This window comes from Diaphorobacter sp. B2A2W2 (assembly GCF_056730635.1).
This window is the reverse complement of sequence record NZ_JBWZOR010000012.1, coordinates 24,793-42,657: the sequence shown is the minus strand read 5'-3', so window position 1 is coordinate 42,657 and position 17,865 is coordinate 24,793. Positions and strand designations below refer to the sequence as shown.

The following is a 17,865-nucleotide window of genomic DNA, read 5'->3' as shown; positions in this document are numbered from 1 at the left end:
AATAGCTCCTGAATTCAGAGCGACAGCTCGTACCCGACGGTGATGGGCGCGTGGTCGCTGAACTTCTGCGCCTTGTAGATTTCCTCGGTACGCGCGAGCGCCGCGATGGCGGGCGTCGCCAGGTGGTAGTCCAGGCGCCACCCCACGTTGTTGGCATAGGCCTGGCCACGGTTGCTCCACCACGTGTAGCAAGCGTCCGTGGTCTCCGGCTGTAACTGACGGTAAACGTCCACCAGCCCGCCCGCGGGGTCAGAGATGTGCAACAACTTTGTCATCCAGGCGCGCTCCTCGGGTAAAAAGCCGCTGTTCTTCTGGTTGCTGCGCCAGTTCTTCAGGTCGATCTGCTGGTGGGCAATGTTGATGTCGCCGCACAGGATGAACTCCCGCTCGGCCTTCAGCCGCATGAGGTGCGGATGGAATTCCTCCAGGAAGCGGAACTTGGCCAACTGGCGCTCCTCGCCCGAGGAGCCGCTGGGGAAGTAGGCGCTGATGATGGACAGGCGCCGCGCGGGCGTGTCAAAGCGCAGTTCCACGTAGCGCCCCTCGGTGTCGAACTCGCTGGAGCCGTAGCCGATGACCACGTCGCTGGGCTCGTGGCGCGCATAGATGCCCACGCCGGAGTAGCCCTTCTTCACCGCAAAATGAAAGTAGCCCTTCAGGCCGGCCAGCTCCTCGAAACGCCCCTGCATGTCCGCAGACTGGGCCTTGATTTCCTGTACGCAAATACAATCCGGCCGGCTTTGGGCAATCCATGCCTCGACCCCTTTGGACGTGGCCGAGCGGATGCCGTTGAGGTTGAGACTGGTTAATTTGAACAAGGATGCATCCATGGTGACAGACAGCGCGCAGACGGTGGAACAAGGGGCGAGCCAAGCCCGCCTGGCGCAGGATTTCGTGCGGTTTGCTGTGGATTCAGGGGTGCTGCGCTTTGGTGAATTCAAGACCAAGGCAGGCCGCATGAGCCCGTATTTCTTCAACGCCGGTCTGTTCGACGACGGCGCCAAGCTCGGACGGCTGGCGCAATTCTATGCACAAGCCCTGCTGGCCAGCGGCGTCGAGTTCGACATGGTCTTCGGCCCCGCCTACAAAGGCATTCCGCTGGCCGCCACGGTGGCGGTGGAACTGGCGCGCCTGGGCAAGAACGTCCCCTTTGCCTACAACCGCAAAGAGGCCAAGGACCATGGCGAGGGCGGCACGCTGGTGGGCGCGCCGCTGCAGGGCAAGGTGCTCATCATCGACGACGTGATGAGCGCCGGCACCGCCGCGCGCGAGTCCATCGCGCTGATCCGCGCCGCGGGTGCCACGCCGCATGCCATTGCGATCGCCCTCGACCGCCAGGAGAAGGCCACCGAGAATGGACAGGACGTGGACCACAGCGCCGTGCAGTACGTGCGCCGTGAACTGGGCATGCAGGTTTGTGCTATCGCCAAGCTGGCAGACTTATTGCAATACCTATCGGCGGGTGGCGGCGATACGCAGATGCGCGAGCACCACGAGCGGGTGCTGGCCTATCGCCAGCGCTACGGCGTGAACGACTGAAAACAACGGCAGCAGCCAGGAGGGCAGGGGTTTTGAAAGCAGGCACACGACACGCGGGCTGGTTCATGGCAGGAGCAACCGCCGCAGCGCTGGGCCTGTTGTCCCCGGTCGCCTGGGCGCAACCGAAGCCGCCGCAAGAGGTGTACACCTGTATCGACAAAACCGGCAGGCGCATCACCGCCGACCGTCCCATCGCCGACTGCGTGGACCGTGAGCAGCGCATCCTGGACCACACCGGTGCCGAGCGGCGCCGCATCGGCCCCACGCTGACCGAACACGAGCGTGCCGCGTTGGAAGTGCAGCGCCGCAAGGAGGCGCAGGAGCGCGCGCGCATTGCCGAAGAGCGCCGCCGCGAGCGCGTGCTGATGGCGCGCTACCCCGACGAGGCGGCCCACCAGGTTGAGCGCGAGGCCGCCCTCGTGCAGGTGGACGAGGTCATGGCCGTGGCGCGCAAGCGCATCCAGGAACTGCAGGTCGAGCGCAAGCGCATTGACGGCGAGATGGAGTTCTACCGCCGCGACCCGCTCAAGGCGCCGATGAAGCTGCAGCGCCAGATCGCCGAGAACGATGAGGCCGTGGCCGAGCAGCAGCGCTTTTTGACCGCGCAGGACCAGGAAAAGCGCCGCATCCACCAGCGCTTCGACGCCGAACTGGCCCAGCTGCGCCAGTTATGGGCGGCCCAGCGCGCGGCGGCGTCGCAACTGGTGCCGCCGCAGTCCACGCTCGTATCGCCCGGCGCCTCGCGCTGAGACGGCACACAAAAAAGGCTCCAACGGGAGCCTTCTTTTTTGATAGCTGCCAGCGCCTGACTGGCCAGCGTTTCAGGCCAATTTGGCCTTCAGCAAGTCGTTGACCTGCTGGGGGTTCGCCTTGCCCTTGCTGGCCTTCATCACCTGGCCTACGAGGGCGTTGAAGGCCTTGTCCTTGCCGGCCTTGTACTGTTCCACGTTGGCGGCGTTGGCGGCGATCACTTCGTCGATGATCTTCTCCAGCGCGCCCGTATCGTTCATCTGCTTGAGGCCCTTGGCCTCGATCACGGCGTCCACGTCATGGCCTTCGCCGCTCCACAAGGCTTCGAATACCTGGCGAGCAGCGTTGTTGCTGATGGTGCCGTCGTTGATGCGGCCGATGAGCGCCGCCAGTTGGGCGCTGTTCACCTTGGCCTGCTCCACACCGATCTCCTCGGCATTCAGGCGGCGCGAGATCTCGCCCATCACCCAGTTGGAGGCGAGCTTGGGCTGGCCGCAGCCCTTGGCGGCGTCCTCGAAATAGGCCGCCATGGCCTGGCTCTGCGTGAGCGTGGTGGCGTCGTACTCGGGCAGGCCGTACTGCTGCACGAAACGCGCGGCCATCGCGCGCGGCAGCTCGGGCATCTGGGCCCTGATGTCATCGATCCACGGCGCGGCGATGCGCAGCGGCGGCAGGTCGGGGTCGGGAAAGTAGCGGTAGTCGGCCGCGTCTTCCTTGGTGCGCATGGCGCGCGTCTCGCCCGTGTCGGGGTCGAACAGCACGGTGGCCTGCTGGATCGAGCGGCCATCCTCGATCTCCTCGATCTGCCAGCGGATCTCGTAGTCGATCGCCTGCTGCATGCTCTTGAAGCTGTTGAGGTTCTTGATCTCACGGCGCGTGCCCAGGGGCTGGCCGGGCTTGCGCACCGAGACGTTGGCGTCGCAGCGGAAGCTGCCTTCCTGCATGTTGCCGTCGCAGATGCCGATCCAGGTCACGATCTTGTGCAGTTCCTTGGCGTAGGCCACGGCTTCTTCGCTGCTGCGGATGTCGGGCTCGGTCACGATCTCCAGCAGCGGCGTGCCGGCGCGGTTCAGGTCGATGCCCGACTGGCCCCCTCCACCCAATGAGGAGTCCTCGTGCAGCGACTTGCCCGCGTCTTCCTCCAGGTGGGCGCGCACCAGGCGCACGGTCTTCTTCTCATCGCCCAGATAGAAGGAGACTTCGCCGCCTTGCACCACCGGGATCTCGAACTGGCTGATCTGGTAGCCCTTGGGTAGGTCCGGGTAGAAGTAGTTCTTGCGCGCAAAAATGCTCTCTGGCGCAATGTGGGAGCCAAGGGCTAGTCCCAATTTGATAGCGCAGGCGACGGCCTCGCGGTTCATCACCGGCAGCGTGCCGGGCAGCGCCAGGTCCACGGCGCAGGCCTGGGTGTTGGGCTCGGCGCCAAAGGCGGTGCTGGCGCGGCTGAAGATCTTGCTGCGGGTGGCGAGCTGGGTGTGGGTCTCGAAGCCGATGACGACTTCGTAGCCCTGGATGAGTTTCGCGGTCATGGTCAGATGCCCTCCGGCGCACGGAGGTGGAAGTCGGTCGCCTGCTGCAGGCGGTGCGCGGCGTTCAGCAGGCGGCCCTCCTGGAAGTAGTTGCCGATGAGCTGCAGGCCCACGGGCATGCCGCCCGCGCCAAAGCCGGCGGGCACGCTCATGCCGGGCAGGCCGGCCAGAGACGCGGGCAGGGTGAAGATGTCGGCCAGGTAGTCGGCCAGCGGGTCGTTGCCGTGCTCGCCGAGCTTCCAGGCCACGCTGGGCGCCACGGGGCCGGCGATCAGGTCGCAATCCTTGAAGGCATTCTGGAAGTCGTCCGCGATCATGCGGCGGATCTTCTGCGCCTGCAGGTAGTAGGCGTCGTAGTAGCCGTGCGAGAGCACGTAGGTGCCGATCATGATGCGGCGCTTGACCTCGTCGCCGAAGCCTTCGGCGCGGGTCTTCTTGTACATGTCCACGAGGTCGGCGTAGTCCTTGGCGCGGTGGCCGAACTTCACGCCGTCAAAGCGCGAGAGGTTGGACGACGCCTCGGCCGGCGCAATGATGTAGTACACGGGGATCGACAGCTCCGTGCGCGGCAGGCTGATGGGCACCAGCTTTGCGCCCAGCTTCTCGTACTCCTTGAGCGCCGCATCGACGGCGGCGCGCACGTCGCCCGCCAGGCCGTCGCCGAAGAACTCGGCCGGGATGCCGATGCGCAGGCCGTCGATGGAGTCATTCAGCTTGGCGCTGAAATCCTCGGCTGGCACGTCCAGGCTGGTGGAGTCGCGGTCGGGGTCGGGGCCGCACATGGCCGACAGCAGCAGCGCGCAGTCCTCGGCCGAGCGGGCCATCGGGCCAGCCTGGTCCAGGCTGGAGGCGAAGGCGATCATGCCGTAGCGGCTGGCGCGGCCGTAGGTGGGCTTGATGCCGGTGACGCCGCAAAACGATGCCGGCTGGCGGATGGAGCCGCCGGTGTCCGTGCCGGTGACGGCCGGCGCCAGGCGCGCGGCCACGGCCACGGCGCTGCCGCCCGAGGAGCCGCCGGGGATGCGGCTGGTGTCCCAGGGGTTGCGCACCGGTGCGGGGGCGTCGCAGCCCACGGGCGCCACGGCGGAGTTTTCGTTGGCCGAGCCCATGGCGAACTCGTCGCAGTTGAGCTTGCCCAGCGTCACGCAGCCGGCATCGGCCAGACGAGTGACCACAGTGGCGTCGAACGGCGACTGGTAACCGGCCAGCATCTTCGAGCCGGCGGTGCTGGGGAAGTCGCGGGTGACGAAGATGTCCTTGTGCGCGATCGGCACGCCGGCCAGCGGGGCAGCCGTGCCGGCGGCGAGGGCCGCGTCCTGCGCGCGGGCCTGCGCCAGGGTGGCGTCCTCGTTCATGGCGACGTAGGCGCCCAGGTTCTGGTGCTGGCGTGCGCGGGCCAGGAAATGCTGCGCGGCCTCGACGGCCGAGACCTGTTTGCTGCGCAGTGCGCTGGTCAGCTGTGCGATGCCCAGGTCGTGGAGTTCGGAGGAGGGGGTGTTGCTCATGCTGTCGTCCTCACTCAATGACCTTGGGCACCAGGAACAGGCCGCGCTCGACGGCCGGCGCGCTGCGCTGGTTGGCCTCGCGCTGGTCGGGCTCGCTGGCCACGTCCTCGCGCAGGCGCAGCTGCACATCCCGCACCACCGCCACCGGGTGCGACAGGGGGGCGATGCCATGGGTATCCACAGCCTGCATCTTCTCGACGATGCCGAAAAAACCGTTGAGTTGTGTGAGCATGCGCTCACTTTCGCCGGGGCTCAGTTCGAGCCGGGCCAGATTGGCGATGCGGCCGATATCCTGGGGTGTCAGTGCCATAGGGAAGAGGGACGGGCGGAAACCAGATGTAAAGCGGCTTTCCGGGCTCCGCCAGGGGGAGTTATTCACAGGGGATGCGTTATTATCCCGGCTTTGCCGCTAGACCTCCATATTGCCGGTCATTGTGCGAAAAAAGCCAACAAACACCCCGTAATATCCGGCGACGGCAGGCCGACGTGCATGCCGTGCCTGAGAGGACCCTTGCATGTTCGGAGCTTTCCGTCGGTACTTCTCCACCGACCTGGCCATTGACCTTGGCACAGCCAACACCCTGATCTTCGCCCGCGACAAGGGCATCGTGCTCGATGAGCCCTCCGTCGTCGCCATCCGCCACGAGGGCGGCCCGCACGGCAAGAAAGTGATCCAGGCCGTGGGCCACGAGGCCAAGGCCATGCTGGGCAAAGTGCCTGGCAACATCGAGGCCATCCGCCCGATGAAGGACGGCGTGATTGCCGATTTCGTGATCACCGAGCAGATGATCAAGCAGTTCATCAAGATGGTGCATCCCCGCTCGGTGCTCACGCCCAGCCCGCGCATCATCATCTGCGTGCCCTGCGGCTCCACCCAGGTGGAGCGCCGGGCCATCAAGGACGCGGCCGAAGCGGCCGGCGCCACCGCCGTGTACCTGATCGAAGAGCCCATGGCCGCCGGCATCGGCGCGGGCCTGCCGGTATCCGAGGCCTCTGGCTCCATGGTGGTGGACATCGGCGGCGGCACCACCGAGGTCGGCGTGATCTCGCTGGGCGGCATGGTCTACAAGGGCAGCGTGCGCGTGGGTGGCGACAAGTTCGACGAATCCATCATCAATTACATCCGCCGCAACTACGGCATGCTGATCGGCGAGCCGACGGCCGAGGCCATCAAGAAGAACATCGGCTCTGCCTTCCCTGGCTCCGAGGTCAAGGAGATGGAGGTCAAGGGCCGCAACCTCTCCGAGGGCGTGCCGCGCAGCTTCACCATCTCGTCCAACGAGGTGCTGGAGGCCCTGACCGAGCCGCTCAACCAGATCGTCTCCGCCGTCAAGAACGCGCTGGAGCAGACCCCGCCGGAGCTGGGCGCCGACATTGCCGAGCGCGGCATGATGCTCACCGGCGGCGGCGCGTTGCTGCGCGACCTGGACCGTTTGCTGGCCGAGGAAACCGGCCTGCCCGTATTGGTGGCCGAGGAGCCCCTGACCTGCGTGGTGCGCGGCTGCGGCATCGCGCTGGAGCGCATGGACCGCCAGGGCAGCATCTTCACCAGCGACTGAGCCCGAACCGCGCCTGACGAGCTGTCCGCATGCCACTGGGAACCCTGGACCGTTCGGCGCCGACGCTGTTCAAGCAGGGGCCATCGCCGCTCTCCCGCCTCACCCTCTACAGCGCCCTGGCGCTGTTTTTGATGGTGGCGGACGCACGCTTTCACCTGACCGAGCCGCTGCGCAAGGCCGTCTCCACGGCGCTGTACCCGCTGCAATGGCTGATGCTGCAGCCGGTGGAGTTCGCGGACAAGGGGGCCGGATACTTCCAGTCGCTGCAGGCCGCGCAGCAGGGCATGGACGACGCGCAGCGCACCATGGCGCAAATGTCGGTGCGCGCCGGCGAGGCCGAGCAGCTGCTGCGCGAGAACGCCGAGCTGCGCCAGTTGCTGGCACTGCGCGAGCGCCTGACCACCGAGGCCACGGCCGCGCAAGTGATTTATGACACGGCAGACCCGTATACGCGGCGTGTGATGGTGGACCGTGGGCAGCTGGCAGGCGTGGAGCCGGGCTCGCCGGTGATGGATGCCTCGGGGGTGCTAGGGCAGGTCACACGCGTGTTCCCCATGCTCAGCGAAGTCACGCTGCTCATCGACCGCGACCAGGCCATTCCTGTGCTCAACCTGCGCACCGGTGCACGCAGCGTGGCCTACGGCGACCCGGTGGCCGGGCATGGCGGAGGCATGGAGCTGCGCTTCACGCCGGGCAATGCGGATGTGCAGGAAGGCGACCTGCTCACCACCAGCGGCGTGGACGGCCTGTACCCCGCGGGCCTGCCGGTTGCGCGCGTGCTGCGCGTGGAGCGGCGCGCCGACTCCGCCTTTGCGCGCATCTACTGCGCTCCCGTGGCGCAGATGTACGGAGCGCGCCATGTGATGGTGCTCAAGCCGGTGGTGGCCGACCTGCCACCGCGCCCCGAGCCCGAGCCGGCGGCGCCCAAGCGCGGAGGCCGCAAATGATCATGCCCAAGGGCCAGCAGCTGCTGCTGCCCGTGAACCCGGTCTTCATCGCTGCCAGCCTGGTGGCCGCGCTGGCGCTGAACATGCTGCCACTGGGCCGCGTGGTCTGGACGCCCGACTGGGTCATGGTGCTGCTCGTGTTCTGGGGCATGCACCAGCCGCAGCGCGTGGGGCTGGGGGTGGCTTTTCTCATGGGGCTGTGCCTGGATGTGTACCAGTCTGCCCTGCTGGGCCAGCATGCACTGGTGTACTGCCTGCTGATGTTCGGCGCGCAATACACGCACCGCCGGCTGCTGTGGTTCGGCCCGCTGCTGCAGGCGCTGCAACTGCTGCCGTTGTTCTTTGCGGCCCATGCGCTTGAACTGCTGCTGCGCGTAGCCATCGGCGGGGGCATCCTGCCTGGTTTCGAAGGCTTGGTGGCACCGCTGCTGGAGGCCGCCCTCTGGCCGCTGGCCAGCTGGGTGCTGCTGGCGCCCCAGCGCCGACCGCCCGACCGCGATGAAAACCGGCCGCTGTGAGCGCGCAGGGGTGAAGGGCCGCCGCGGATGACCGAACTGCGCAATGCCGAGGCCGATGTCTGGCACTTTCGCCTGCGCGTGTTCGTCGTGGGCGTGGTGGTGCTGCTGGCATTCCTGCTGATCGTCGCTCGCCTGGTGGTGCTGCAGGTGGTGCGCCACGAGGACCTCGCGGACCAGGCCGAGAGCAACCGCACGGCGGTCGTGCCCATCGTGCCCAACCGCGGCCTCATCCTGGACCGCAACGGCGTGGTGCTGGCCACCAACTACTCGGCATACACGCTGGAGATCACGCCCTCGCGGACCATGGACCTGGAGGCGACGATCGACGCCCTGGCCGAGGTCGTGGACATCCAGCCGCGCGACCGGCGCCGCTTCAAGCGTCTGCGCGAGGAGTCGCGCAGCTTCGACTCCCTGCCCATTCGCACACGGCTGTCGGACGAAGAGGTGGCGCGCTTTGCGGCGCAGCGCTACCGCTTCCCCGGCGTGGACATCAAGGCGCGGCTGTTTCGCAACTACCCGCTGGGCGAGGTGGCGAGCCACGCCATCGGCTACATCGGCCGCATCAACCAGCGCGAAAAGGAGCGCATCGAGGACTCGGACGATGCGGCCAACTACCGCGGCACGGACTACATCGGCAAGCTGGGGGTGGAGCAGAGCTTCGAATCCACGCTCCACGGCCAGACGGGGTTCGAGCGCATGGAGACCTCGGCCGGCGGGCATGCCGTGCGGCGCCTGAACAGCCACCCGGCGACGCCGGGCAACACGGTGATGCTGTCGCTGGACATCAAGCTGCAAAAGCTGATCGAAGATATGTTCGGCGAGCGCCGCGGCGCTCTGGTAGCGCTGGACCCGCGCAACGGCGAGGTGCTGGCGCTGGTGTCCAAACCCACGTTCGACCCCAACCTGTTCGTCGAGGGCATCGACCAGGAAAACTGGCAGGCGCTCAACGAGTCCATCAACAAGCCGCTGCTCAACCGCGCGCTGCGCGGCACCTACCCTCCCGGCTCCACCTACAAGCCCTTCATGGCGCTGGCCGCGCTGGAGCTGGGCAAGCGCACGGCGGGGCAGGTGTTCAACGACCCGGGCTATTACAACTATGGCGGGCGCACCTTCCGCAGCCACGAAGGCGGCCTGGGCGGCGTGGACATGCACCGCGCCATCCAGTATTCGAGCAACACCTACTTCTATTCGCTGGCCGTGGAGATGGGTGTGGACGCCATCCACGACTTCATGAAGCCGCTGGGCTTCGGGCAGATCACCGGCATCGACCTCGGGGGCGAAGTGCGCGGCGTGCTGCCCAGCACCGAGTGGAAGCGCAACACCTACAAGCGCCCGGAGGCCAAGCGCTGGTACTCGGGCGAGACAGTGTCGCTGGGCATCGGCCAGGGCTACAACAACTTCACCATGCTGCAGCTGGCCGTGGCCGAGGCCACGCTGGCCAACGGCGGCACCCGCCACCGTCCGCACCTGATCAAGGCCGTGAAAGACCAGGTGGGCGGGCAGGTGACCGAGGTGCAGCAGCCCCCCGGCGAGCGCCTGGGCTACAACCCCAAGCATGTGGCGATCGTGAACAACGCGCTGATGGCCGTGAACCAGGCGGGCACGGGGCGGCGCGTGTTCGCGGGCGCGCCCTACACCTCGGCGGGCAAAACCGGTACGGCGCAGGCGGTGAGCCTGGGGCAGAACGTGCGGTACAACGCCAAGCTGCTGGAGGAGCACCAGCGCGACCACTCCCTGTTTGCCGCGTTCGCGCCCGTGGAGGAGCCCCGCATCGCCGTGGCCGTGATCGTGGAGAACGCGGGCTTTGGCGCGGCGGCGGCGGCGCCCATCGTGCGCCGCGTGTTCGACTACTGGCTGCTGGGCCAGTACCCGAGCGAGCAAGACCTGGCGGCCGTCTCCAAGGGGCAGGCCGGTGCTCCCATGGGCACGCCGCGCAACGTGGCGGATGTGCCGCTCGCGATGCCTTGAGGGCTCTTCCGCCCGGTCAGGATGCGGAAGGACGCGCCAGTGCGCGCGGCGGCGGCAACTGGCTCACCACCAGGGCGGCCACGATCAGCGCCGCGCCCGCCAGGCCGGCCGCGCCCAGGCGCTCGCCGATCAGCACCCAGGCCGTGGCGGCGGCAAACACCGGCTCCAGCCCGAAGACGATGGCGCTGCGCATGGCATCCACGCGCTGCTGGCCCCAGGCCTGCAGCGTCACCACCAGCACGCTGGCCACCACGCCCAGGTAGGCCAGTGCCGTCAGCGCGTGCGCCGGCAGGTCCGCCAGGGCCTGCAGCGAAGTGGCGACCTCGCCATGGCGCGCGAGCAGCAGCACGCTGGCCGCGGCGAACATCACCAGCGCCTGCACCGCCGCCATGCGTGTGGCGCGCAGCGGCTGGGCCGCGGTGCGGCGCGCGCATTCCTCCAGCGTGAGGATGTAGATGGCATAGAACAGCGTGCTGGCGAGCGTCAGCGTGTCGCCCAGGTTCCAGGGCTCGTTCTCGTGGAACATCAGCACCATGCCGGCCAACGCCATGGCGCAGGCCGCCCACAGCGCGGCGCCATAGCGCCGGCCCAGCACGGCCATGGCCAACAGCGGCACCACCAGCACGTTCAGCCCGGTGACGAACGCATTGCGGTTGCTGCTGGTGCGCGCCAGCCCCTCGATTTGCAGCCAGAACGCGAGGAACAGCAGGGCGCCCAGCAGCAGACCCCAGCGCAGTTCCGTGCGCCGCAGACCGCGCCACAGCGGCGCCAGCACCAGCAGCGCAATCGCGAAGCGGGCCCAGATGATCTGCAGCGCATCCAGGTGCGCGGACATCATCTTCATCGCGGGGAAGGTGGTGCCCCAGACGGCGACCACCAGCAGGAGGGCCAGCAGGCCCTGGCGTTCGGAACGCATGGCTTCTTCAAAAATGAGAGCTGATGGCGCTTGTTTCAAAAGGATTTCGATATGTTTTCATATCGAAACCCAAGTACATCAAGCGCTGGCAGCTATGGTTTCATAAGCGGCCGCACCGTGCCGCCCGGCGGGTCAGTGGCTCATGCGCCCGATGAAGGAGCGGATGCGGTCGTTGGCCGGGTTGGAGAAGAACTCGGCCGGCGGCGCATCGTGGGCAATGCAGCCCTGGTCGAAGAACATCACGCGGTCGGCCACCTCGCGCGCAAAGCCCATCTCGTGCGTGACCACGATCATCGTCATGCCGCCGCGCGCCAGCTCGCGCATCACGTCCAGCACCTCCTGCACCATCTCGGGATCAAGGGCACTGGTGGGCTCGTCGAACAGCATCACCTTCGGTGCCATGGCCAGCGCGCGCGCAATCGCCACGCGCTGCTGCTGGCCGCCCGACAACTGCCAGGGGTACTTGTGCGCATGGTCCTGCATGCCCACGCGCTTGAGCAGGGCCATGGCCTTGTCGTTGGCCTCGCGGCGCGACGTGTGGCGGATGCGACGCGGCGCCAGCGTCACGTTGTCCAGCACCGTCATGTGGCCGAACAGGTTGAACTGCTGGAACACCATGCCCACCTCGCTGCGCTGCAGCTGCAGCGTGCGCGGGTCGTCGGTGACCTCCACGCCGTCGATGGTGATGCTGCCGCTGTCGTGCGGCTCCAGGCGGTTGATGGCGCGCAGCAGCGTGGACTTGCCCGAGCCCGAGGCGCCGATGATCACGGTGACCTCGCCCGTGCGGAACACGGTGGACACGCCCTTGAGCACCTCGTGGCTGCCGAAGGCCTTGCGCACGTCCTTGCACACGATATAGGGATTGGCGGAAGCGGCGTGGCTCATTTCACACGCCCTTCGACGTCAAAGCGGTACTCGATGGCATGCGTGACCTGCGTCACCAGCGTGGTCAGGATCAGGTAGGTGATGGCCACCGTGGTCAGCGTGGCCACGGGCTGGAAAGTGGCGGACTGGATGCGGTTGCCCACGTTGGTCAGCTCCACCACGCCGATGGCGTAGGCGAGCGACGAGTCCTTGAGCAGCGCTACGAAGTTGCTCACCAGCGGTGGCAGCGCGATCTTGAAGGCCTGGGGGAACACGACGTCGAAGAACACGTGCGTGCGCGACAGGCCGAGTGCGCGCGCGGCTTCGGTCTGCCCGCGCGGCACGGCCAGCAGGCCGGCGCGGATGGCCTCGGCGTTGTAGGCGCCCACGTTCAGACCCAGCGCCACCACGGCGGCGGCGAAGTCGGGCAGGTTCAGGCCCGGCACCAGCACGGGCAGCGCGAAGTACACGAACAGGATCTGCACCAGCAGCGGCGTGCCGCGGATCGCCCAGATGTAGAAGCTGGCCACCCAGCGCAGCCAGGCCAGGCGCGAGGTGCGCGCCAGCGCCGCGGCGGTGCCCAGCAGCAGGCCCACGGTGCCGCTGACCAGCGTCAGGTACAGCGTGGTGAGCGCGCCTTCGGAGAAGAGCTCCGCGTTGGAGCCGATGGGCTCAGGAAAGAAGGAGAGGAACTGGCCGAGCAGGGCGAGGACCAGCGCCATCAACACCAAAGCCGCCACCAGCGTTGCATTGCTGCGCTGGGTGCGGCTCCAGTGTGCGGGCCAGAGAGCGAGAAGCATGGGCAAAGCGGGCCGGACCCGCAGGCCCGGCGCAGTCGGTTACTTGCAGGTGACGTCTTCTTGGAAGTACTTCTGGGAGATCTTGCCCACAGTGCCGTCGGCGATCGCTTCCTTCAGCGCCTTGTTCCAGGCGTCGGCCAGGCCCTGGTTGCCCTTGGAGACGGCGGAGGCCACCTGCTCCACGAACAGCATGTCGCCCGTGCGGAAGCCCGCCTTGGGCGCCTTGGCCAGCATTTCCTTGGCCACGAAGCGGTCGGTCACCCAGGCGTCCACGCGCTTGGAAGCCAGGGCGTTGCGCGCGGCTTCGTCGGTGGGGAAGTTCTTCACGTCCTTCACGCCGGGCACCTTCTTCACGGCGTCCAGGTAGGTCGTGCCGGTCTGCACGGCCACCACCTTGCCGTTCAGGTCGGCGGCCTTGGCCACCTCGGGCTTCATCGACACGATGATGCCGCCCGAGCAGTAGTGCGGCAGCGTGAAGGTCACGGCCTTGGAGCGCTCGTCGGTGATGGCGTGCGAGGCGATCACCAGGTCCCAGCGGTCCTGGGCCAGGCCGGTCAGCAGCGCGTCGAAGCCGACGGTCTTCCACTCGTACTTCAGGCCCATCTTCTTGACCACGGCCTCGGCCACTTCGATCTCGTAGCCCGTGAGCTGCTTGCCCTTGAAGAAGTTGAACGGCGCGTACTGCCCCTCGGAGCCGAGGATGATGGTGCCGCTCTTCTGGATTTCTTCCAGGGGACGCGCCTGCACGACAACGGCGGCGCACAGCGCCACAGCAGTGGCCAGGGTCTTGAACATCTTCATAGGGAGTTCCTGCTTGCTTCAGGTACAAAAAATCCGGCATTGCGGATCACAAGCCGGAAACCAACGCCTGCGCAAGAAGCCCGGGTAAGGGCGGCGTCACGAGGCGGTCACATTATAGAGAGCGGCCCCTGGTGCGCCGCATTGACGCAAACCCGGGGGCCAGGGTCATTGCGGGCGCATCAGCGTGGACTTGCCGAACAGGCTCTCCAGCAGGTCCACGGCCAGCTCGGCCGTCTGGTTGCGCACGTCCAGCGCGGGGTTCAGCTCCACCAGGTCCGCCGAGCCGAGCGCACCGCAGTCGGCCAGCATCTCCATGCACAGCTGGGTTTCGCGGTAGGTCGGGCCGCCGCGCACGCCGGTGCCCACGCCCGGGGCCACCGACGGGTCCAGGCAATCCATGTCGAAGCTCACGTGCAGGTGCGTGTCCTGGTCCACGTCGGCCAGCGCGGCCTGCATCACCGCGCGCATGCCCAGCTCGTCGATGGTGCGCATGTCGTACACCTCGATGCCATGGTCGTTGACGAAGCGCTTCTCGGTGGCGTCCACGCTGCGCACGCCGATCAGCGTGATCTGCCCGGACTGCAGCGCCGGCGGCGCATCGGGGCCGGCCAGGCGCGTGAGCTGCGCCGGGCCGTGGCCCAGCAGGCACGCCACAGGCATGCCGTGCAGGTTGCCGCTGGGGGAGGACTCGGGGGTGTTGGCGTCCGCGTGCGCGTCGAACCACAGCACCTTCAGCCGCCGCCCGCGCGCGCGGCAGTGCTGCGCCACGGCGCTGATGGAGCCGATGGCCAGGCAGTGGTCGCCGCCCATGAGCAGCGGCAACTGGCCCGCCTGCAGCGCAGCGTGCGTGGCTTCGTACACCGCCCGGTTCCAGGCCGCGACCTCGGCCAGGTGGCGAAAGCCGCTGGCGGGCTCGGCCTGCGGGTTGCCGGGGCCGGCCAGGTTGCCCTGGTCGCGCACGTCGAAGCCGCGTGCCTGCATGGCCCGCGCGATGCCCGCGATGCGCAGCGCGTCGGGGCCCATGCTGGCGCCCAGCACGCTGGCGCCCACGTCGGTGGGGGCGCCGATCAGGGTCAGGGTCGTCATCGGGTCTCTCCTTGCCAGTGAATGCGGGTGGATCGGGTCAGCGCAGGAACGCGTCGTAGCCGGTCTTCAGGATCAGCATGCCCACCACCAGGATGAAGATGCCGCGCACGAAGCCCGCGCCGTGCTTCAGCGCCAGGTGGGCGCCGAGCAGGCTGCCTACCACGTTGGCCACGGCCAGCGGCAGCGCAAAGTGCCACCAGACATGGCCCTTGGCCGTGAACAGGATCAGCGCGGCCACGTTGGTGGCCAGGTTCAGCAGCTTGGCGGACACCGACGCGTTCAGGAAATCGTAGCCCAGCACGCGCACGAAGAGAAACACGAAGAAACTGCCCGTGCCGGGGCCGAAGAAGCCGTCGTAGAAACCGATGGTCACGCCGATGGCGCAGGCCGCCAGGGTTTCACGCCCCGCAGCCAGGCGCGGCGCGTGGTGGCGCCCCAAGTCCTTGCGCGCCAGGGTGTAGATCAGCAGCGCCACCAGCACCAGCGGCAGCAGCTTGCGCAGGAAATCGGCGGAGATCAGCGTCACCACCCAGGCGCCGGCGAACGCGCCGACGAATCCCGCCAGCGCCGCCGGCAGCATGGCACGCCAGCGCATCTGCACGCGGCGGCTGTACTGCCAGGTGGCGATGCCCGTGCCCCAGATGGCGGCACTCTTGTTGGTGCCCATCAGCGTGGCCGGCGGCGCGGTGGGAAACGTGGCGAACAGGGCGGGCAGCAGGATCAGGCCGCCCCCGCCGACGATTGCGTCCACGAAGCCGGCCAGCAGCGAGGCCAGCGAGACGATGATCCATTCCATGGGCGCGATTGTCGCACCGCTGCCGCTACGGAATCAGTAGCTGTTTGCGCCCACCCTGCGGGCGCTGGGGCCACTTTTGCTGAAAGTCTCGACAAATAAAAAGGCACCCGGGTTGCGGGTGCCTTGTGAAGGGGCATCTCGTTGCGGATGCCTGATTTGATGGTTGATGTTCTTGTGTTAGGGCTGTTGTCTCCTCGGTCCCCTCGGTTGGCGTGCCGAGGCGCGCTTCGAGTGCATGGACTGTAATAAAACGCACCCCGGTGGTGCATTGGTGGTTTCCCGCACCTGCTGCCACTGGTTCAAACTGGGGCACGCGCCTCGCTGCGAATCCATTGGGCGGCCATCTCGGCCATCATCAGCGTGGGTGCATTGGTATTGCCGCTGGTGATGGTGGGCATGGCGCCCGCGTCCACCACGCGCAGGCCAGCCACCACGCCGCCGCGGCCGTCGCGCACGCGCAGGCGCGCATCCAGCACGGCCTGCGGATCGTCCAGCCGGCCCATGCGTGTGGTGCCCACGGGATGGAAGATGGTGGTGGCGATATCGCCCGCCAGCCGGGCGAGGTCTTCGTCGCTCTGGTACTGCGGGCCGGGCTTGTATTCCTCGGGCTGGTAGGGAGCCAGCGCGGGCTGGGCCACGATGCGGCGCGTGACGCGCAGGCTGTCGGCGGCCACCTGGCGGTCCTCGGGCGTGGACAGGTAGTTGGGAGCGATGGCGGGCGCGGTGCGGAAGTCCGGGCTCTTGATCTGGATGGTTCCGCGGCTGGTGGGGTTCAGGTTGCACACGCTGGCCGTGAAGGCCGGGAAACGGTGCAGCGGCTCGCCGAAGGCCTCCAGCGACAGGGGCTGCACGTGGTACTCAAGGTTGGGGTGCGGCAGGTCCGGCTGGCTGCGTGTGAAGGCGCCCAGTTGCGACGGTGCCATGCTCATCGGACCGCTGCGCTTGAAGGCGTATTCCAGTCCGATCCTGGCCTTGCCCAGCAGGTTGCCCGCCAGCATGTTCAGTGTGGGCACGCCCTGCACCTTGTACACGGCGCGGATCTGCAGGTGGTCCTGCAGGTTGGCGCCCACGCCGGGCAGGTCGGCCTGTATGTCGATACCGTGCCGCTGCAGCAACGCGCCGGGGCCGATGCCCGACAGCTGCAGAATCTGTGGCGAGTTCACCGCGCCGGCGCTCAGGATCACCTCCTGCTGCGCGTGGGCCGTGACCATTTCCTCGCCAGTCCACACCTGCACGCCAGTGCAGCGCAGGCTGCCGTCCGGCTGACGGTCCAGTACCAGGCGCGTCACCTGGGCCGAGGTCCACATCTCGAAATTGGGCCGCCCATAGCAGGTGGGGCGCAGGAAGGCCTTGGCCGTGTTCCAGCGCCAGCCGTTCTTCTGGTTGACCTCGAAATAGCCCACGCCCTCGTTGGTGCCGCGGTTGAAGTCGTCGGTGGCGGGAATGCCGGCCTGCTGCGCGGCCTGGGCGAAGGCGTCGAGGATGTCCCAGCGCAGGCGTTGCTTTTCCACGCGCCATTCGCCCGAGCTGCCCGTGGACTTGCTGCCGTGCAGGCGCTTGAAGTTCTCGTTCACGCCCTCGGGCTGGTCCAGGCGCCAGTGGTCCTCGTGGCGGCGAAAGGCCGGCAGCACGTTGTCCCAGCGCCAGGCGTCGTCGCCCGTGATCTGGGCCCACTGGTCGTAGTCGCGCGCCTGGCCACGCATGTAGATCATGCCGTTGATGCTGCTGCAGCCGCCCAGCACCTTGCCGCGCGGGTAGCGCAGGCTGCGGCCGTTCAGGCCGGTGTCGGCCTCGGTGTGATAGAGCCAGTCGGTGCGCGGGTTGCCGATGCAATACAGGTAGCCCACGGGAATGTGGATCCAGTGGTAGTCGTCCCTGCGGCCGGCCTCCACGAGCAGCACACGGTTCTTGGGGTCTGCGCTGAGCCGGTTGGCCAGCAGGGCGCCGGCGGTGCCGCCGCCGATGATGATGTAGTCGAAAGTGGTGTCGCTCATGGATGCCGATCGCACGTCAGGGAAGGAGCGCAACGCGCCAGCGCCGGGGCTGCCGCAGTGCAGCAATCGATTGTGCGATTCGGCACTCGGGTGTCGAGAGGGAAACCCCGCTGCGCTACGTTTTTTGATAGTGGCAGCGCGCGCTGCGGGTGCGTCACGGCCGGTTTTTGATGTTTTTTCAAGCGCCGGCGGGCCTCGCTTTTGCCACGCGCCAATCTGTGGAATGATGCGCCGCGTCAGCCCGTGCGCGGCGCGGCCGCCGGAATATGCAAAACTGCGGGCGCCGCCAGTGG

General features: G+C 67.5%; 17 protein-coding genes. 6 read left to right on the top strand and 11 right to left on the bottom strand.

Features of this window, described 5'->3' with window-relative positions; all coding sequences use genetic code 11:
- Positions 1 to 14 precede the first annotated feature (14 nt).
- Complete coding sequence (locus AC1PPL_RS16985; protein WP_011803699.1) at positions 15 to 818, bottom strand: exodeoxyribonuclease III; 804 nt, start codon at positions 816 to 818, stop codon at positions 15 to 17.
- A gap of 10 nt (positions 819 to 828) precedes the next feature.
- Between AC1PPL_RS16985 and pyrE the strand changes: the two genes are divergently transcribed.
- Positions 829 to 1,539 (top strand): orotate phosphoribosyltransferase, encoded by a 711-nt coding sequence (pyrE, locus tag AC1PPL_RS16980; RefSeq protein WP_012655328.1) that lies wholly within the window; start codon positions 829 to 831, stop codon positions 1,537 to 1,539.
- Between the two features lie 65 nt (positions 1,540 to 1,604).
- The gene (locus AC1PPL_RS16975) at positions 1,605 to 2,288 is read left to right on the top strand and encodes a hypothetical protein (RefSeq protein ID WP_049756442.1); all 684 of its coding nucleotides are present in this window, start codon (positions 1,605 to 1,607) and stop codon (positions 2,286 to 2,288) included.
- A 72-nt stretch (positions 2,289 to 2,360) separates the two neighbouring features.
- On the opposite strand, the gene gatB is transcribed toward AC1PPL_RS16975, so the two are convergent.
- The 3 genes from gatB to gatC are packed head-to-tail and all read right to left on the bottom strand — an operon-like array spanning position 2,361 to position 5,633.
- On the bottom strand, positions 2,361 to 3,818 hold the full coding sequence (gatB, locus tag AC1PPL_RS16970) for an Asp-tRNA(Asn)/Glu-tRNA(Gln) amidotransferase subunit GatB (RefSeq protein WP_479973736.1): 1,458 nt from the start codon (positions 3,816 to 3,818) through the stop codon (positions 2,361 to 2,363).
- Between the two features lie 2 nt (positions 3,819 to 3,820).
- Positions 3,821 to 5,323, bottom strand: a complete 1,503-nt coding sequence (gene gatA, locus AC1PPL_RS16965) for an Asp-tRNA(Asn)/Glu-tRNA(Gln) amidotransferase subunit GatA (protein WP_479973735.1) — start codon at positions 5,321 to 5,323, stop codon at positions 3,821 to 3,823.
- 10 nt (positions 5,324 to 5,333) lie between these two features.
- Positions 5,334 to 5,633 (bottom strand): Asp-tRNA(Asn)/Glu-tRNA(Gln) amidotransferase subunit GatC, encoded by a 300-nt coding sequence (gene gatC, locus AC1PPL_RS16960; RefSeq protein ID WP_012655331.1) that lies wholly within the window; start codon positions 5,631 to 5,633, stop codon positions 5,334 to 5,336.
- A gap of 205 nt (positions 5,634 to 5,838) precedes the next feature.
- On the opposite strand from gatC, the gene AC1PPL_RS16955 reads away from it, so the two are divergent.
- From AC1PPL_RS16955 to mrdA, 4 genes are read left to right on the top strand one after another with little or no spacing between them, the layout of a single operon-like run.
- Complete coding sequence (locus AC1PPL_RS16955) at positions 5,839 to 6,882, top strand: rod shape-determining protein (protein ID WP_012655332.1); 1,044 nt, start codon at positions 5,839 to 5,841, stop codon at positions 6,880 to 6,882.
- Positions 6,883 to 6,911: 29 nt separating this feature from the next.
- Positions 6,912 to 7,829, top strand: coding sequence for a rod shape-determining protein MreC (gene mreC, locus AC1PPL_RS16950; RefSeq protein WP_088887853.1), 918 nt, complete (start codon positions 6,912 to 6,914; stop codon positions 7,827 to 7,829).
- Entirely contained in the window at positions 7,826 to 8,347 is a 522-nt protein-coding gene (mreD, locus tag AC1PPL_RS16945) for a rod shape-determining protein MreD (RefSeq protein ID WP_011803707.1), read from the top strand. The genes mreC and mreD overlap by 4 nt, the downstream gene beginning before the upstream one ends.
- A 27-nt stretch (positions 8,348 to 8,374) precedes the next feature.
- Complete coding sequence (mrdA, locus tag AC1PPL_RS16940; protein ID WP_012655335.1) at positions 8,375 to 10,315, top strand: penicillin-binding protein 2; 1,941 nt, start codon at positions 8,375 to 8,377, stop codon at positions 10,313 to 10,315.
- Positions 10,316 to 10,331: 16 nt separating this feature from the next.
- Here the strand turns inward: mrdA and AC1PPL_RS16935 are convergent, their stop codons facing one another.
- From AC1PPL_RS16935 to AC1PPL_RS16905, 7 genes are all read right to left on the bottom strand, one after another.
- Entirely contained in the window at positions 10,332 to 11,231 is a 900-nt protein-coding gene (locus AC1PPL_RS16935; RefSeq protein WP_479973734.1) for a DMT family transporter, read from the bottom strand.
- Positions 11,232 to 11,363: 132 nt separating this feature from the next.
- Positions 11,364 to 12,116 (bottom strand): amino acid ABC transporter ATP-binding protein, encoded by a 753-nt coding sequence (locus AC1PPL_RS16930; RefSeq protein WP_011803710.1) that lies wholly within the window; start codon positions 12,114 to 12,116, stop codon positions 11,364 to 11,366.
- On the bottom strand, positions 12,113 to 12,895 hold the full coding sequence (locus AC1PPL_RS16925) for an amino acid ABC transporter permease (protein WP_011803711.1): 783 nt from the start codon (positions 12,893 to 12,895) through the stop codon (positions 12,113 to 12,115). The genes AC1PPL_RS16930 and AC1PPL_RS16925 overlap by 4 nt, the downstream gene beginning before the upstream one ends.
- 39 nt (positions 12,896 to 12,934) lie before the next feature.
- Positions 12,935 to 13,696, bottom strand: coding sequence for an ABC transporter substrate-binding protein (locus AC1PPL_RS16920; RefSeq protein WP_012655337.1), 762 nt, complete (start codon positions 13,694 to 13,696; stop codon positions 12,935 to 12,937).
- A 165-nt stretch (positions 13,697 to 13,861) separates the two neighbouring features.
- A complete protein-coding gene (gene rocF / locus AC1PPL_RS16915; RefSeq protein ID WP_252101693.1) occupies positions 13,862 to 14,782 on the bottom strand; it encodes an arginase in 921 nt (306 codons plus the stop codon).
- A 37-nt stretch (positions 14,783 to 14,819) separates the two neighbouring features.
- Positions 14,820 to 15,578, bottom strand: a complete 759-nt coding sequence (locus tag AC1PPL_RS16910) for a sulfite exporter TauE/SafE family protein (protein WP_012655339.1) — start codon at positions 15,576 to 15,578, stop codon at positions 14,820 to 14,822.
- A gap of 299 nt (positions 15,579 to 15,877) precedes the next feature.
- Positions 15,878 to 17,572, bottom strand: coding sequence for a GMC family oxidoreductase (locus AC1PPL_RS16905; RefSeq protein ID WP_041835849.1), 1,695 nt, complete (start codon positions 17,570 to 17,572; stop codon positions 15,878 to 15,880).
- Between the last annotated feature and the right edge of the window lie 293 nt (positions 17,573 to 17,865).

Coding starts and splice junctions, on each gene's coding strand:
- AC1PPL_RS16975 (WP_049756442.1), top strand. CDS start 1,605: ATGGCAGGAGCAACCGCCGCAGCGCTGGGCCTGTTGTCCCCGGTCGCC.
- gatC (WP_012655331.1), bottom strand. CDS start 5,633: ATGGCACTGACACCCCAGGATATCGGCCGCATCGCCAATCTGGCCCGG.
- mreC (WP_088887853.1), top strand. CDS start 6,912: ATGCCACTGGGAACCCTGGACCGTTCGGCGCCGACGCTGTTCAAGCAG.
- AC1PPL_RS16910 (WP_012655339.1), bottom strand. CDS start 15,578: ATGGAATGGATCATCGTCTCGCTGGCCTCGCTGCTGGCCGGCTTCGTG.
- pyrE (WP_012655328.1), top strand. CDS start 829: ATGGTGACAGACAGCGCGCAGACGGTGGAACAAGGGGCGAGCCAAGCC.
- AC1PPL_RS16955 (WP_012655332.1), top strand. CDS start 5,839: ATGTTCGGAGCTTTCCGTCGGTACTTCTCCACCGACCTGGCCATTGAC.
- AC1PPL_RS16935 (WP_479973734.1), bottom strand. CDS start 11,231: ATGCGTTCCGAACGCCAGGGCCTGCTGGCCCTCCTGCTGGTGGTCGCC.
- AC1PPL_RS16930 (WP_011803710.1), bottom strand. CDS start 12,116: ATGAGCCACGCCGCTTCCGCCAATCCCTATATCGTGTGCAAGGACGTG.
- gatB (WP_479973736.1), bottom strand. CDS start 3,818: ATGACCGCGAAACTCATCCAGGGCTACGAAGTCGTCATCGGCTTCGAG.
- gatA (WP_479973735.1), bottom strand. CDS start 5,323: ATGAGCAACACCCCCTCCTCCGAACTCCACGACCTGGGCATCGCACAG.
- mreD (WP_011803707.1), top strand. CDS start 7,826: ATGATCATGCCCAAGGGCCAGCAGCTGCTGCTGCCCGTGAACCCGGTC.
- mrdA (WP_012655335.1), top strand. CDS start 8,375: ATGACCGAACTGCGCAATGCCGAGGCCGATGTCTGGCACTTTCGCCTG.
- AC1PPL_RS16925 (WP_011803711.1), bottom strand. CDS start 12,895: ATGCTTCTCGCTCTCTGGCCCGCACACTGGAGCCGCACCCAGCGCAGC.
- AC1PPL_RS16920 (WP_012655337.1), bottom strand. CDS start 13,696: ATGAAGATGTTCAAGACCCTGGCCACTGCTGTGGCGCTGTGCGCCGCC.
- AC1PPL_RS16905 (WP_041835849.1), bottom strand. CDS start 17,572: ATGAGCGACACCACTTTCGACTACATCATCATCGGCGGCGGCACCGCC.
- rocF (WP_252101693.1), bottom strand. CDS start 14,782: ATGACGACCCTGACCCTGATCGGCGCCCCCACCGACGTGGGCGCCAGC.